This is a genomic window from Acaryochloris marina MBIC11017 (assembly GCF_000018105.1).
GTDB classification, from domain to species: domain Bacteria; phylum Cyanobacteriota; class Cyanobacteriia; order Thermosynechococcales; family Thermosynechococcaceae; genus Acaryochloris; species Acaryochloris marina.
The window spans coordinates 6200038-6215678 of record NC_009925.1; the positions used below are offsets into that span (position 1 = coordinate 6200038).

Below are 15641 nucleotides of genomic sequence, written 5' to 3' on the forward strand. Positions count from 1 at the left end.
ATTTACTAAGTAGCTCAGTGTGACATGAGTTCAAGGAGAGCTAGATTTAGAGACCAGTCATTTGACACCTACCTTTGCTTTCCATATAATTAGAGAACGATCATTCTCTAATATGAAGGTAATAGCTTTTTGCCACGACCTCGCGAATTTGAACCTGATGAAGCACTTGATGCAGTGATGCATGTGTTCTGGAAAAAAGGGTTTGCAGAAACAAGCTATGAAGATCTAGTGTTGGCAAGTGGTGTGAGTCGTAAAAGTCTTTACACCGTCTTTGGTGACAAAGAGGCTTTGTTTATCGCATCATTACGTCTGTATCGTCAGACTGTTTTCAAGTCAATTCTTTCTGGTATTGAACAGGAAGCGATTACCATTGACGACATCATAAGGGCGCTGAAGAATCTCGGTCTGCTCGCAATTTCAGACGCGGGTAGCACGGGTTGCTTCATGGCCAACACTGCTTCCGATGAAATACTTCGGATACCTGAAGTCAAGGACCAAGTTAATGCTCACTTAAAATCCATGTCGAAGATTTTTTATGATGCCTTGAAACGTGCAGGCATTCAATCGGACCGGGCTGTTATGCTAGCAGATTATCTTACGGGTGTATTACAAGGTCTTTTTGTATTGGCCCATGCGCGTGCAGAAAAGACCCTGATCGAAAATTATATTGATTCTGCGATCGCAATCTTATAATTTTTTTTGGCTAATTAGAGAACAATCATTCTCTAATTAGGAGTTTTGATATCGAATCATTCTGATGTCGAACAGTTAAACCACAAATCTAACGGAGTTTCCATCATGGGCAAAGTTTATGTTGAAGTTCAGATACCTGCGCCTACGTCAGATGTCTGGAATGTACTTGCAAACTATGGCGAGATTTACAAATTCAATCCTGGTGTTGCAAATTCTTTTATCCTCGACGGGAGCGTTGCCAAAGGAGTTGGTGCCCATCGGCGATGTGATTTAAGCGATGGTAAGAATCACGTTCTTGAACGTGTAACTCATTGGAAAGAAGGAGAGTCTTACACCGTCGATATTTACGACGGGACAATGCCACTGAGGACAGCTCAAGCCAGGCTTGGGGTTAGATCGAACACGGGAGCAACGTCCGTCGCGTTTATGGAAATGGAATATGTGCCGAAATTTGGCGTTATTGGTCGCCTCATGGATGCACTCATGATGCAGCGAGAAATGCACAAACTTGGCAGACGTGTTCTTTCTGGACTGGCTGAATTTGTTACTTCAAATTCGGGTGCATCTTATATCTCAAAGGCAGGACAATGATTAAACTTCCCGAACCTCGCAATAAACGAATGGTCTTGGGCGGTGGCGACGTCAAAATTGCTGTCCAACAATGGGGTAAAGCCAACGGTTTCCCAATCCTGTTTATTCATGCTTTTTCGCAAAGTCATCTCGCTTGGTGGCAACAAATTGCAGGTCGACTATCGCTTCAATTTAATTTGACTACCTTCGATAATCGTGGACATGGCAACTCTGCTAAACCTGAAGGTATTGAACCCTACACTAACGGAGATCTATATGCTGATGACATAAAAGCAGTTATCAGCAAATGCAAACTAAAACGGCCAATTATAGTTGCCTGGTCTATTGGTGGCGTTATCCTTGGCGATTATCTTGCTAAATATGGTGATCAAAATGTATCTGGGATTGTTTACCTCGGTGCTGCACATCAGCTAGGGATTGAACCGGGATACGTTGGCTCTGCCTTCGCAGAGAAAGCGGTTGGAATGCTGTCCAACGATCTTGCCACAAACGTTGCAGCCACGATTGCTGTTGGAGAGCAAGTAACAGCTAAGTCAACTGACCCTTCAACTTTTACCTTCATTATTGCGACCAATATGGTGGTACCCACTCATGTAAGAGCTGGAATGTTGAGGCGTAAGGTTGATCACATTACCAATACTCTCCCCAAAGTTTTAGTGCCCAGCCGATTTATTCATGGCAGTAAAGATCAGATTGTTCTACTTGCTTCTTCCGAAGCTGCTGCTGCAGCTAGTCCAAACAGCAAATTGATCATCCTAAATGGGGTTGGCCATGCCCCTCATATCGAAGCTGCGGAGGCGTTAGCAACTGAACTGGAGCATTTGGTTTCAGAGCTAGGCGAGGGAGAAGGATAATGATTGAATTTTCTAGCATTCCTTTTCTATTTATTGCTCAGAGCTTATTCCTCTTGACGGCTGCGAGTCATACGAAGCGAAGGATGAGATCACCTCATACTGGGTCAACTGGCATCATTGTCATTTCATCACTATCGCTGTGGGGTGGTCTCAGCACATATCTATCGACTAGTGGCGTTTATGCAACTTCTGCTTTTCTATCTCTAATGCCTGGTCTTTGGTTGCCCTTTATTCCATTCATCATTGTGGGACTTATTTTGCTCGCACTTCCATTCACACGCATTAGTGTTCAGGATGTTGCATTAGCTGTTCCTTCGCATTGGTGGGTTGGCATTCAAGCCCTACGAATACTTGCTTTAGGGACATTGCTAAAAACAACTACGGGACATTTCCCAGTACATGTAGAGTTAGCGGTTGGCCTGACGGATGCAGCATTTGGGATGAGTGGTGTGTTTATTTACCGACTTGCGAAATCCCATCGGATCTCGGTTGATGCCCTTGCCCTATGGCATGTCATTGGACTACTCATCATCATTCTTCCGGGCGAGTTGGCCATACAGACGGGGTTGCCAGGAAAATTCCAGATCTTTTCAGCACCACCGACTGCGGAAATCATGCTTGCCTTTCCAATGGTGCTTGCTCCCTCGCTAGTTGTTCCGATATTTCTAATGCTCAACATTTTGGGAGCCTATGCTGCACTCCGTACAGAGCACTTAGGCAGCAAAAAGCCAGCATTATAACGACTGCAAAAAAATATCTTATTGAAAGGAGATCCGCTATGTCGGATGGACGTGTTTTGATCGTAGGTGCAACAGGCCATGTTGGTTCGCAGGTTGCAAAATTACTTCTACAAAAAGGACGCCCAGTGAGGGTTATGGTGCGTCGAGAAGGGACCAGCATTCACGGTGCTACCGGAGATCTTCAATACGTGCTCGGTGATCTGTCTGATCCTGCCAGCCTTCGCCGTGCTGTCACTGACGTTGACATTATTGTTTCAAGTGCCAACAGCATCATCCCATCAGGAAAAACCCTTTCAGTAAAGCGCATTAACGACAGCGGCTACGAAAATTTGATTGCAGCGGCTGAAGAAGCGGGTGTTCAACAATTCGTTCAGTCATCTGTTCCAAAACATCCCATGGAACAAACTGTACCTGAGCTTGCAGGCAAACGACTGATAGAGCAACGGCTACAATCCTCCTCAATAGCCTCAACAATTATCAGAAACCCTGCTTTTATGGATGTCTGGTTAGTGATGTCGGGCGCACGTCAGCTCATTGGGCCTGATCCACATGCCACTACGCGCCGTCCGTATAACTTTATGAGGGTGTGGCAATCAATAACGGGTGACTTCGTAGTTAAACATGGGATATTGCTGGCTCCAGGAGGTAGTCAGCAAGGTTCTGTATTTATTTCAACTCGTGATGTTGCACAGATGATGGCTGGTACTGTAGGCCATCAAAATGCTTTGAATCGAATTATTGAGGCAGGTGGACCAGAATGGATCACTTGGGCAGAAGTGGCTGAACTTCTTGCCAAAAAAATAGATCGTAACGTACGGACGTTACCTATTCCTGCGTGGTTCGCAGGAATAGGTCAAAGCATTGTGCAACCAATCATGCCATTTGCTGCCAATGTTCGGATCTAGTCCACTTTTGGTGATGCTTGAGAAAATGCACGCAAAGCTATAAGCAGCAACTACTTCAGCTCATAAGCACCAAGCGTTTATTCAAAAGGTCGAGACCAGCCCTCCCATACATTTGGCGCTTCACCATTTTCAATCGATTATTTTGTCCTTCAACCTGGCCATTACTCACTTCCAGTGTTAGGGCAGCTTTGACCGCTTCGTAGTCGTCTAGGAGCCCTTTCGCAAAACTCTGAAAAGGTTTCAGTGCACTATTTTTAGCTCTGTCCAACCACGGGTCTAGATGTTGAGGTAATCTCTTCCTGACGATGAAGAGCAAGCTTTGAGCCAGATCAATGGCTTTTGAGAGTTCAGGTTGACTACTCAGCTGTTCCAAAATTGTCTCATCCTCTTCCGTTAGATTTTCCACCTTGCGCATCACCAACCAAGCCGCCCTCTGAACTGTCAAAGGCTTTTGGATGAGCTCTTGAGCCTCAGGAACAGGTCCTCTTCCTGGTAGCTCATTGAGGGAATCTCGTGGAGGCTGCGGGGGTAGAGACTGACGCAATTTGTGAGTGTAGCGAACGACCATCGTATAACTGCCCTTGAAGCCCTGCTGCTGAATCTCTGCTAATAATTGTTTGGAATTCTGACGACCTTTATTCCATTGTTCAAGCAGGTAGGCTTTGTAAGGGTTAAGACCACTCCATCCTCGTCGGGGATGGGTTTTATACTCTTGAAATGTATCAGCAGCTAGGTAGGTATACACAGTGCGTTTGCCAATCCCCAGATGATGAGCAATATCTTTGATCAGGTAACCTTGCTTGCGTAAAGCATGAGTCTGCTCGTATTTTTCCAATCTTCGAGCCCGATTTTGAGCCTTACGAGAATTAGGATCAACTTGAGGTTTCACCACAGGCTGGCTCATTGCTTCTGTGTCTTGATGCTCAGCAAGTGTAGCTTTCAGCAGGGTGTACTCGACTGTCTTGATTACTTGGGAATGAGAGCTAAACACGTTTTCTAGAATTTCTTCAAGGTTCTGGAGTAGATGAAAGCGGTCTGCAACCTGCAATGCATCAGGTGCCCCTTCACTTGCTCCTGATTTATATGCCTTGGAGCGATCACGAGAAATGACTTCGACACCAGGGTGCTCGTTCAACCAATCTGCTAACGTGTCTGCTTTGCGATCTGTTAACAAGACAATAGGTTGATGCTTTTCAAGGTCCACAAGAATGGTGCCATATTCATGGCCTCTGCGAAGTGCAAAATCATCCACCCCTAATATTTTGGGCGTTGTCACTGAGGGAAGTGGAAGCTTGAAGAGGGCTCTCAACATAGTATTGCGACTACTTCCATAATTGATTTGATAACTCAGCCGGGCTGCAGCTGCACCACCAAGGGCCAAGCCAATCGAACTAAGGTGTTCTGCAAAGCGAACTGTCCTCCGAGCCCAAGGAACCGCGACCTGGGGTAGTCGCTCAGTAAAAATGCGACGCTTACAAGTTTTATTGGAACAGAAGAACTTGCAAACTTGAAGCAGAATAGTCAGACAGAATTCCACACAGGGAAGATCTCTCAAGGTCCGCTCATAGCGACTGTGAACCCGGTGTGATGTTTGATGGCAGACTGGGCAACAAGCCAAAGCTTGAGTTGAAGAAACATGGAAGGTCATCTGATGGTTTGTGGAGTCAAGATCCCAACTGTCCAAGTGAAGGGTGTCTTGGCACGGAAGGAATTGTTGGAAGAGTTCCATAACCAGACCTGGCAAGGGTTTACTCCTCTATCCTCTACCGCATAGTTGGCATCACCAAAAGAGGACAAGAGCCCGAGGTTAGGATCTAGTCCACTTTTGGTGATGCTTGAGAAAATGCACGCAAAGCTATAAGCAGCAACTACTTCAGCTCATAAGCACCAAGCGTTTATTCAAAAGGTCGAGACCAGCCCTCCCATACATTTGGCGCTTCACCATTTTCAATCGATTATTTTGTCCTTCAACCTGGCCATTACTCACTTCCAGTGTTAGGGCAGCTTTGACCGCTTCGTAGTCGTCTAGGAGCCCTTTCGCAAAACTCTGAAAAGGTTTCAGTGCACTATTTTTAGCTCTGTCCAACCACGGGTCTAGATGTTGAGGTAATCTCTTCCTGACGATGAAGAGCAAGCTTTGAGCCAGATCAATGGCTTTTGAGAGTTCAGGTTGACTACTCAGCTGTTCCAAAATTGTCTCATCCTCTTCCGTTAGATTTTCCACCTTGCGCATCACCAACCAAGCCGCCCTCTGAACTGTCAAAGGCTTTTGGATGAGCTCTTGAGCCTCAGGAACAGGTCCTCTTCCTGGTAGCTCATTGAGGGAATCTCGTGGAGGCTGCGGGGGTAGAGACTGACGCAATTTGTGAGTGTAGCGAACGACCATCGTATAACTGCCCTTGAAGCCCTGCTGCTGAATCTCTGCTAATAATTGTTTGGAATTCTGACGACCTTTATTCCATTGTTCAAGCAGGTAGGCTTTGTAAGGGTTAAGACCACTCCATCCTCGTCGGGGATGGGTTTTATACTCTTGAAATGTATCAGCAGCTAGGTAGGTATACACAGTGCGTTTGCCAATCCCCAGATGATGAGCAATATCTTTGATCAGGTAACCTTGCTTGCGTAAAGCATGAGTCTGCTCGTATTTTTCCAATCTTCGAGCCCGATTTTGAGCCTTACGAGAATTAGGATCAACTTGAGGTTTCACCACAGGCTGGCTCATTGCTTCTGTGTCTTGATGCTCAGCAAGTGTAGCTTTCAGCAGGGTGTACTCGACTGTCTTGATTACTTGGGAATGAGAGCTAAACACGTTTTCTAGAATTTCTTCAAGGTTCTGGAGTAGATGAAAGCGGTCTGCAACCTGCAATGCATCAGGTGCCCCTTCACTTGCTCCTGATTTATATGCCTTGGAGCGATCACGAGAAATGACTTCGACACCAGGGTGCTCGTTCAACCAATCTGCTAACGTGTCTGCTTTGCGATCTGTTAACAAGACAATAGGTTGATGCTTTTCAAGGTCCACAAGAATGGTGCCATATTCATGGCCTCTGCGAAGTGCAAAATCATCCACCCCTAATATTTTGGGCGTTGTCACTGAGGGAAGTGGAAGCTTGAAGAGGGCTCTCAACATAGTATTGCGACTACTTCCATAATTGATTTGATAACTCAGCCGGGCTGCAGCTGCACCACCAAGGGCCAAGCCAATCGAACTAAGGTGTTCTGCAAAGCGAACTGTCCTCCGAGCCCAAGGAACCGCGACCTGGGGTAGTCGCTCAGTAAAAATGCGACGCTTACAAGTTTTATTGGAACAGAAGAACTTGCAAACTTGAAGCAGAATAGTCAGACAGAATTCCACACAGGGAAGATCTCTCAAGGTCCGCTCATAGCGACTGTGAACCCGGTGTGATGTTTGATGGCAGACTGGGCAACAAGCCAAAGCTTGAGTTGAAGAAACATGGAAGGTCATCTGATGGTTTGTGGAGTCAAGATCCCAACTGTCCAAGTGAAGGGTGTCTTGGCACGGAAGGAATTGTTGGAAGAGTTCCATAACCAGACCTGGCAAGGGTTTACTCCTCTATCCTCTACCGCATAGTTGGCATCACCAAAAGAGGACAAGAGCCCAATGTTCTTGCACTCGTGAAATTTATCGCAGCTTGGCAACCACATTGGGACAGCGCACCTATCGTTAAAGAGTTCAATCTACCTAAGCAATTTACGGTAGCAGACTACATTGAGCAAAATTTGGAAAATATCTAGAATATAATGCAACAGAATTGATGATTCTGTCATTTACTTTCCACAACTACTTAAGAATTTCTATTTCCCAGAACCCAACCATTGTAATACCCTATATTTCTTAGTTTTTAGAATTGAGACCAATAGCAAGTGGGTACAGTGTGAATATTGAAAAGTAATGGGTCGAATTGGTTGGTATAACTTTAATTAGCAGATTTACTTGAATCTTTCTTCCAAGAAATTGTCTCAGCCAACTTTGCAGAAGCCTTCTTCTGAAGCTGTTTGCGATTGTCATCATAGAACTTGAGCGTATTGAGATTGGCGTGTCGGGAATAGGCTTGTGCCCCCCGTAAATCCCCACCGGTCATTTCTAGATAAGTCGTAGTGCCGCTGTGACGTACCTTATGAGGCCCAAAGTTCTCGCTAACCCCTGCCTTCTTCGCTAGAGCCCGGACAATCCGATACACCGATGTCCCCGACAACCTCGACCCCCAATTCGCCCGATCCAACGAGATAAACAACGGCTCCGTGAGGCCATAAACTTCTCGCAGTTCCAGCCACTCTGAAATGGCTCGTACCCCACTTTCCGTCAAATCAATCCACTCCCTTTCATTCCTTCCTTTCCCTAAAATCGACAAACGTTTTTGCTCCGAGTCAAAATGACGGACATCACAGCCCACTAGCTCAGACCGTCGCAATCCCGCCTCCCAGAGTAGCGTCATCATGGCGAAATCCCGAGCCCCAGCTAGGGAAAACCGATTGATGAATACCATCATCAGTCGAAATTTAGAGGCTGTAATTCCTCTGGTATCTCGATAAGGTTTCACCGATAAACGGCTTTGTTGCATGAATCGCGTAAAGGCTAGATGAATTGCCTCTCCTCGTTATTCTTAAGCTTCAACCCAAACAGTCTCGGGTTTGGCGATCTGAATCATTCGATTGAGTGCCGCACACTGCAGGAGTAACTCTGTGGCTTGATTATCAAAGTTACGGGAACGTACCTGACCCCCAAAGATAGTTTTGAAGCGAAACATCGTCGTTTCAGCTAGAGACCGCCGATGATAGTGGGCTTGTTTTTTCCACCTCTTTCGTCCCTGTTTTCGGATGGCTCTGAGATTTTGATCTCGTGGATGGGGTGGAGCATTGCAGTTTCCATGTTGCCAAATTTTGGCATTCTTCCTTGGGGGAATTGCAGCTGTGGCATTGCGCTCCATGAGGGCATCATAGCAATGACTTTGGTCATAGGCTCCGTCAGCAGAGACCTGTTCAATCTCATCGTCGATGCCTTCAAGGAGATCTTCAAACACTTCACCATCCTGAACGTCATTGGTTGTCACGACACCCGTGAGAATTTCTCCAGTGGACTCATCAACACTCAAGTGAAGTTTACGCCACGTCCGACGTTTGCTCACACCATGTTGCCTGGTTTTCCACTCTCCTTCACCATAGACTTTGACCCCTGTGCTATCGATAACGACGTGAATGGCACCTTGCTTAGGTATAACGGGCAATGAAATCGATAGCTGACCTTTCCGCCGAGAGACGGTGCTGTGGTCACAAACGGGAAGCTCAATTCCCATCAACTCAAACAATGAATTTAGAAATCCTTCGGTTTGACGCCCTGCTAAACCATAGATACATTTGACGGTCTCGAAGGTGGAGATTGCTGTATCGCTATAGGTCAGAGAGGCTCCCCGCTTTTGTCTCGGTGTGGTTTCTAGCCAATGAACGATAGCTGATTGTTCGAGCCAGAAGGTCACACTTCCCCGCTGTTTGAGACCAGCGTTATACTCGGACCAGTTGCGGATTTGGTAACTCATGGGCTAGCGGTTTTTGGTGGTACATAAACTCTAGCCCGCGCCTAATCCGCAGCACCTATTCATGCAACAACGCCCCGATAAACCATCAACTTCCGTCAAAGTCCAATCACACATCTCTAAACGACGGGCCATCCGCACCATGGACTTCACTGCGGACAACCGCCGATTGATAGTATTCGCTTGTAACCCTCGCTGCATCATGCATTCTCGATACCGAGCGGCTAATTCTAAAGCCTTCAGTCTGCCAATCCCCACAAAGGATTGACTCAGCCTAGATAATTCCCTCTTCACCTGCGCCTTTATCTCACTTTTTCGCTTCGGTCCCTCAACTCCATAGACCATTTCCCCTTGGGTCACGAATAAAAAGAAGTCCACCAGATCCTTGGTATACCCTTCCCGCGTGGAGGGTTTGGTTTTCTCCACCAAGACTGCTCTAAGCAAATCGATATCAACTGCCGACTCATCGATTTCTAAGCGAACTAACCCTGATGCTTCCATTTGCGATCGCAATATTCTCACCTATCCATTTTAGTGTACGTCAATGGCGATTTCCGTACACATAACCCAATTAATCATTATTTGGACTTTGACTAAACTTTGACTAATAAGCATGGTAGAGTGAGGTCATCTGCTACATCATCGCTGGAGAGAGAGGTGGATGCCTAAGAAGATTCGTGAGATCAAGGCTATGCTCAAGGAGGCTGGGTTTATCTCCCGACCGGGCAAATACTCTCACAGTAACTGGAAGCATCCTCAATTGCCCCAGGTGATCACGGTTGCCCGCAAAGATGGGGCAGATGCCCCACTCTATTTGGAACGCAAAGTGCAGAAAGCGCTACAGCAATTGGAGGCGTTATCGAATGACTCAGACTAAGTATCGAATGGTGATCGAGTGGTCGGAAGAGGATCAATGCTATGTAGTGTCGTTACCAGAATTTGACCGGGTGATGCAGCCCGTTACTGATGGCCAAACCTATGAAGAGGCTGCTAAACATGGGCAGGAAGCCATAGAATCCTTGATGGAATTCTACGAAGCGGAAGGCTGGACTTTGCCTGCCCCTCAAATGATGCAAATGGTTTAGGACGATGGCCCGTGCGATCGCAGAAAAATGCCGTCGATGTTCCAAGCTACCCGTGGACCAAGCAAAGTTAAAGGAGTGCTGGGTGGGCCAGCGTTGCCATGTGCGACGTTCCTCGTATAAACACCGCGATCGCTATAACCGAAATAAGAAACGGAAATATCAACTACAGACGGGGAAGCTGATTCCTGAAGTTACGGTGGAAGTCCCCGTCAAACCTGCGGCTATTCGACGGATGTATCGAGCGAGAAGGGATGCGCCCCTTCATGCCATGTCAGCGGAGCTGTGGATAGGCCAAAAGCGGGTTGCGATCGTTGAGCCTGTCCATACCCTGGGGTGGACTAACTCTGATGTGACGAAATACTCCAGGAATATACTCAACCGCTTCTCTGAGCATTTAGACGGAAAAGTACTGCATCAGTTTGATTCACAAGTCGAAGTGGATCCAAGTCAATGCCCGATTCGTCCCTGCCCTTTGTTCCCGTAGGAGGTTGTTCACGATGGCATTGCAACTGGAACTCGATCTTTGGCAGCAGTTGAATCAAGCGGAAGCGGTTCCAGTGGAGAGCGACCTCCAGCAGTTGCAGGAGCGATTGGACTTAGTAGTCGCCCAGTTGCCATTAGAGGAGAAGTTATCCACGGCGGGGACTGCCCTATTGCAGATGGCAGAAATCTTGAGTCGGCGAGCGGAGGTCTTCCTCAGGGACTGGCGAGATGCCCACAACGATGACGGTCCCATCCTTGATTTGGATGACGAAATGGGGATGGTTCGGCAATCCATGGTGTTAGACGATGATCTAATTGCTGAACCCGACCCGGTGACTCGGCGAACATTGCCCAAAGAGGAGTGTGAGTCGATCGTTGTGCTCAAGGACAAGGCATCGTTGCTGGAAGAGCTGGAGACTGAGTTAAGGGTTGAGCAACCTGATGAAGTCTTGCAAGTCTTGGAAGAAGAGGATGTTTTGGCATGGGTACATGCCATCTCAACGTACTTACAGGGGACATCTGGGATGGTGCCTTTGGTCGAGCTAAAACAGGAGCTACAGCTGTCACTGGTACCTATCTGGCTAGGAATGCTACTCGGTGGATTTCAGTTTGAGCAGCGGGGTGGGTTTTACGATCAGAATGTCTGGATTAAGACGGGTGCCTTGAACAGCCAGCCTTGAAGACTATCTCCCTTTTTTAGAAGACCTCTGCAAGAAGCCGTACCTGGATAACTCGGATGAGATGCTAGTGATACACTCAATCAGCGAATCGAATACGAATCACGGAGCAGCGGGTGGCACAATGGGAATCCATTGACCATGATGGCCTGTTCAAAGAACTGATCGAAACGTTCTTTTGGGAATTCTTAAATTTGTTTTTGCTTCAAGTCTTTGACTATGTAGAGCGCGGACCCGTCACGTTTTTATTCCAAGAAGTCTACAGCAGTATTGGTGCTGAAGAGAGGCGCATCATCGACCTGCTCGGTGCGGGTTCACTTGCCCTTACAATAAGCCCTTTGCTCAACGTCAAATCTTGTTGGATTTAGATCCTCTGGTTGAACCAAATCTATCGGAGTTAGTACATCACCGATCCTAAGCTTGGGCATAGGATGTGGACTAGGCCTATCAGCTGTATCAGAAAGTTGAGCTTTCGAATTCTTGAAATAATGTAAACATTGCAAGTTATTCGTTTGAGCTAAAGCCTCTCAAAGAAATACGTTCCATCTGGCACCACATGCTTTCAATGTGGTCTGGATCCGTTACCTAAGTCAAGATAGCCATAAGTCTCTCGAATCCCTTCATCTAAGGCATAACGTTTAGAAAATAAGGCAAGGAGTTTTCAAACTGCTATGAAGCGAAACTTAACTTCAGGCCCAGTCGGTTCTCAACTTGTGAAACTGACTCTGCCAATGGTATGGGGTCTATTTGCTTTAATCGCATTTAATCTTGTTGATACCTACTTTGTGGGACAGCTGGGTACAACTCAGCTAGCAGCCATGAGCTTCACATTTCCAGTAGTACTCACCTTAGGCAATCTAGCCTTTGGGTTGGGAATTGGGTCTACTTCCGTAATTGCACGAGCCATTGGTGAAGGAGATATGCGCCGTGTACAACGCTTTACCACCAATAGCTTAACTCTGGCCCTAACAGCAGTGTTTCTGTTTGCTAGCGTGGGATTGTTCACCATCGATCCGCTGTTTAAGGCGTTGGGAGCCGGCCCTGAAATCCTTCCCTTCATCCGTGAATACATGCGGATTTGGTATTTTGGTATCGTGTTTTTGGTAGTGCCCATGGTGGGTAATAGTGCCATTCGCGCAACCGGAAATACCTTAACCCCCAGCATTATCATGACCGTGGCTGCAGCTACGAATATCCTGTTGGATCCGCTGCTGATAAATGGTGCTTTAGGGTTTCCCCGATTGGAATTACAAGGCGCAGCTCTGGCTACGGTGATAGCTCGGGCCATCTCATTAGTCGCCGCCTTGCTAGTGTTGCATTTCAAAGAGAATTTGCTGTCTACCCAAATTTCTACCATCCAGGAAACGCTTTGGTGCTGGCGTGACATTTTGTCAGTGGGGCTACCAGCTGCTGCTGCCAGCATGATCACACCAGTATCAATTGGAGTTATTACCAGTTTTCTTGCTTTTCATGGTGCTGCATCTGTGGCTGCATTTGGCTTAGCCTCCAGAGTCGAATCACTGGCTATGATTGCCGTCATGGCCTTGGCTTCTAGTATGGGACCTTTTGTTGGGCAAAATTGGGGGGCTCACCAAGTTGATCGGGTACGGCAGGCCCTCAGCTACGGTTATAGCTTCTGCCTTAGTTGGGGGATACTCATGGCGGTAGGGCTGGGACTGAGTGGGCGATCGCTAGCTGCAATTTTCAATCCAGATCCCAAGGTGATCGAAATCGCCACTCGATATCTGTGGCTAGTACCCATTAGCTATGGGGCTGCTGGGATGTTGCAGATAACCAGTTCTGCCTTTAATGCGATGGGCAAACCTATCCCTTCAATTACGATTACAGGAACTCATATGGTGGGATGCTATATTCCCCTGGCTTATATCGGCAGCCGTATGGCTGGACCCACGGGTATCTTTTTGGCAGCAGCAACTGCCAACCTGATAGTTGGCTTTGGGGCCTATGTGTGGAGCCGAAGAACTTGTTTACAGCGTATGAAAACAGTATCAAATAATACTGAAGCTCAGAAAACTTAAGGGAGATTGAAAACAACTGTCACAACCTTACAGAAAATTTTTTTGTACAACTCTCAGATAAACTAAAGCATGCCCAAAGTCCCAAACAGCTTGGTTTGCTATTCAGTTTTATAGGTTTATTGAGAATGCTTACGAGCTAGGATGGGTTCAACAATTGTTAATTTAAATTAGCCAACCACTTTCGGTGAGAGTATTTCTGAACCATCATTGGCTAAATCGATGGGTACATTGGGCCTATCAGGGATGAATAAGCCAATAGCTAACCATCCAATTGCATCATTGTTGGAAAAAAGAGAATATATAGGAATTCCTCCTCAAACTTGGAGATGAGCTTCCAACATCCACAGCATCTTATCAACGGCCCGAGAGATTTCTCTGTATAAGTCAGCTGTGTTTGCCTCTTCCAAGCCCGTTGCAATTTCAATACTGGCCCGTAACGACTTTGCATATAAACTAACAAACTCAGCCAATAAGATCACGTAACCTTTACTCTCCATAACACGTAAGGCATATGCTGGAATCTCTGATCGTTGGGTAGCTACCTGAACTGTTCCCATGGCTACACCTCCCAAAGTCACAATCCGCTCTCCAACTAAATCAGCAAAGTGATCTAACTCTGATGCAAGATGCTCAAACAGTTGGTAGAGAGCAAAAAACTGCATCCCCTTGACGTTCCAGCAGGCACATTTCACTTTTGCTCGCAAATCAATTGTAGTGGCCAAGGTTTGGTTGAGAATTTCAATAATTTCAACCTGAACTTCAGGAGCTAGTTCGAGCCGAGTGGCATAGTAGTGCACCTCACCATTTAAGTTCATATCGTTTATCGAACCTTTATAGATTCAAACCACCATAACCAGTCTGATAATTCTTGTCTTGTCCATCTTTGGGGAATATAGTCGAATTGCGATCACACAAGCTATTAAAGATTGCTTCAAAATCAATGAAGCAACTCTCATCGAGACTTAAATGTATCTCCACTTATCCGAAGAATATCCAATCTCCTTGCTAATATACCTATCTATCGATAGAGGGCAATTCGAACATTGAGTGATTAAATGTGGGAAACAATACTCTAAAGATGAAAAACTCAGCTCAACAGCAGACATTCGAGCAGCTCGTTCCGCATGATTGGGTTATGTCGCGGCAGCCTCTCAAGTCTGGTGGTCTCACTATTGAACACCACATGGAGGAACCTGGTGAACTGTCTACGCCTGGTCTCGCCCAACATGCTTTGTTGGTTACTATGAGCCAGGGGAGTACCCAACAGTTAACTCGAATCGGCAATCAAACCTATAAGGGTGAAAATCCAGTGGGTGCCTTCTGGCTAGCGACAGCGAATACACCTGCGACCTGGGCATGGAATAGCATCGATGAAGTCATAGCAATTATCATTGAACCTTCACATCTTCAGCAGGTGGCAGCCGAGACAGAATGTTTAGATCCAAGTTCAGTTGAACTCAAAAACGTCACCTTTGGGATGGACCCCCAGCTTTCCTTCTTTGCCCGTACTTGCCGTCAAGAAGTAATGCGCCGAGAAGTAGGTGATCGCATTTACACTGATTCACTCGCAAATTTAATCTCGCTTCATTTACTTCGGAACTATTGCACCCATCAGCCCCTGATTCGTAAGTATGGGAGTGGAATAGGAAGCAAACGGCTACGTAATGTTCTGGACTATATCGATGCCAACCTCGATCAAAATATGGGTTTAGCGGATTTAGCAGCAGTGGTTGACCTGAGTCAGCATCACTTTTCGTCAATGTTTAAGGAATCAATGGGGGTGCCTCCCTATCGCTATGTGCTGCAGCGACGAATCCAACAAGCCAAGCAGCTGCTAAAGAATGATTCACTATCTATCACAGACATTGCGCTAACCTGTGGTTTTGCCGACCAAAGTCATATGACGAAACATTTTCGCAAAACTGTCGGTATTACACCCAAAACTTATCGAGAGAATTCAACTATTTAATGGTGGGCTAATTCCATAGCCAGTACATCTTAAACATGGCTCGAGGCTTCCCC

General features: G+C 46.5%; 18 protein-coding genes. 12 read left to right on the top strand and 6 right to left on the bottom strand.

Annotated features, from left to right (window positions below; genetic code table 11):
- The first annotated feature begins 129 nt into the window (after positions 1–129).
- The 5 genes from AM1_RS27600 (at position 130) to AM1_RS27620 (ending at position 3783) form a co-directional block, all read left to right on the top strand.
- Positions 130–693, top strand: a complete 564-nt coding sequence (locus AM1_RS27600) for a TetR/AcrR family transcriptional regulator (RefSeq protein WP_012166242.1) — start codon at positions 130–132, stop codon at positions 691–693.
- Between the two features lie 105 nt (positions 694–798).
- A complete protein-coding gene (locus AM1_RS27605; RefSeq protein ID WP_083776777.1) occupies positions 799–1284 on the top strand; it encodes an SRPBCC family protein in 486 nt (161 codons plus the stop codon).
- Positions 1281–2138, top strand: a complete 858-nt coding sequence (locus tag AM1_RS27610) for an alpha/beta fold hydrolase (protein ID WP_041660648.1) — start codon at positions 1281–1283, stop codon at positions 2136–2138. The genes AM1_RS27605 and AM1_RS27610 overlap by 4 nt, the downstream gene beginning before the upstream one ends.
- Entirely contained in the window at positions 2138–2878 is a 741-nt protein-coding gene (locus AM1_RS42390; RefSeq protein ID WP_012166246.1) for a hypothetical protein, read from the top strand. Before AM1_RS27610 ends, AM1_RS42390 begins: the two co-directional genes overlap by 1 nt.
- 38 nt (positions 2879–2916) lie before the next feature.
- A complete protein-coding gene (locus AM1_RS27620) occupies positions 2917–3783 on the top strand; it encodes an SDR family oxidoreductase (RefSeq protein ID WP_012166247.1) in 867 nt (288 codons plus the stop codon).
- Positions 3784–3838: 55 nt separating this feature from the next.
- Here the strand turns inward: AM1_RS27620 and AM1_RS27625 are convergent, their stop codons facing one another.
- The 5 genes from AM1_RS27625 to AM1_RS27645 form a co-directional block, all read right to left on the bottom strand.
- The gene (locus AM1_RS27625; RefSeq protein ID WP_012166248.1) at positions 3839–5512 is read right to left on the bottom strand and encodes an ISL3-like element ISAcma23 family transposase; all 1674 of its coding nucleotides are present in this window, start codon (positions 5510–5512) and stop codon (positions 3839–3841) included.
- Positions 5513–5656: 144 nt separating this feature from the next.
- Positions 5657–7330: an ISL3-like element ISAcma23 family transposase gene (locus AM1_RS27630; protein ID WP_012166248.1), complete on the bottom strand. Its 1674-nt coding sequence runs from the start codon at positions 7328–7330 to the stop codon at positions 5657–5659.
- A gap of 391 nt (positions 7331–7721) precedes the next feature.
- On the bottom strand, positions 7722–8366 hold the full coding sequence (locus AM1_RS27635) for a tyrosine-type recombinase/integrase (RefSeq protein WP_012166251.1): 645 nt from the start codon (positions 8364–8366) through the stop codon (positions 7722–7724).
- Between the two features lie 42 nt (positions 8367–8408).
- Positions 8409–9338 carry an IS5-like element ISAcma6 family transposase gene (locus tag AM1_RS27640; protein WP_012161013.1) on the bottom strand — a complete coding sequence of 310 codons (930 nt, stop codon included), beginning with the start codon at positions 9336–9338 and terminating at the stop codon, positions 8409–8411.
- Between the two features lie 30 nt (positions 9339–9368).
- Positions 9369–9848, bottom strand: a complete 480-nt coding sequence (locus AM1_RS27645) for a hypothetical protein (protein WP_012166252.1) — start codon at positions 9846–9848, stop codon at positions 9369–9371.
- 148 nt (positions 9849–9996) lie between these two features.
- On the opposite strand from AM1_RS27645, the gene AM1_RS27650 reads away from it, so the two are divergent.
- The 6 genes from AM1_RS27650 (at position 9997) to AM1_RS27675 (ending at position 13619) form a co-directional block, all read left to right on the top strand.
- On the top strand, positions 9997–10212 hold the full coding sequence (locus AM1_RS27650; RefSeq protein ID WP_012166253.1) for a type II toxin-antitoxin system HicA family toxin: 216 nt from the start codon (positions 9997–9999) through the stop codon (positions 10210–10212).
- Positions 10199–10420 carry a type II toxin-antitoxin system HicB family antitoxin gene (locus tag AM1_RS27655; protein WP_010479416.1) on the top strand — a complete coding sequence of 74 codons (222 nt, stop codon included), beginning with the start codon at positions 10199–10201 and terminating at the stop codon, positions 10418–10420. The genes AM1_RS27650 and AM1_RS27655 overlap by 14 nt, the downstream gene beginning before the upstream one ends.
- A gap of 4 nt (positions 10421–10424) precedes the next feature.
- Positions 10425–10904, top strand: coding sequence for a hypothetical protein (locus AM1_RS27660; protein WP_010479413.1), 480 nt, complete (start codon positions 10425–10427; stop codon positions 10902–10904).
- A 13-nt stretch (positions 10905–10917) separates the two neighbouring features.
- Positions 10918–11583, top strand: coding sequence for a hypothetical protein (locus AM1_RS27665; RefSeq protein WP_012166254.1), 666 nt, complete (start codon positions 10918–10920; stop codon positions 11581–11583).
- A 113-nt stretch (positions 11584–11696) separates the two neighbouring features.
- A complete protein-coding gene (locus AM1_RS27670) occupies positions 11697–11948 on the top strand; it encodes a hypothetical protein (protein ID WP_012166255.1) in 252 nt (83 codons plus the stop codon).
- Positions 11949–12251: 303 nt separating this feature from the next.
- On the top strand, positions 12252–13619 hold the full coding sequence (locus AM1_RS27675) for an MATE family efflux transporter (protein WP_012166256.1): 1368 nt from the start codon (positions 12252–12254) through the stop codon (positions 13617–13619).
- A 314-nt stretch (positions 13620–13933) separates the two neighbouring features.
- Here the strand turns inward: AM1_RS27675 and dps are convergent, their stop codons facing one another.
- Positions 13934–14434 carry a DNA starvation/stationary phase protection protein Dps gene (gene dps / locus AM1_RS27680; RefSeq protein ID WP_012166257.1) on the bottom strand — a complete coding sequence of 167 codons (501 nt, stop codon included), beginning with the start codon at positions 14432–14434 and terminating at the stop codon, positions 13934–13936.
- Positions 14435–14697: 263 nt separating this feature from the next.
- Here dps and AM1_RS27685 point away from each other — a divergent pair, with 263 nt between their 5' ends.
- On the top strand, positions 14698–15588 hold the full coding sequence (locus AM1_RS27685; RefSeq protein WP_049783800.1) for a helix-turn-helix domain-containing protein: 891 nt from the start codon (positions 14698–14700) through the stop codon (positions 15586–15588).
- Positions 15589–15641: the final 53 nt, after the last annotated feature.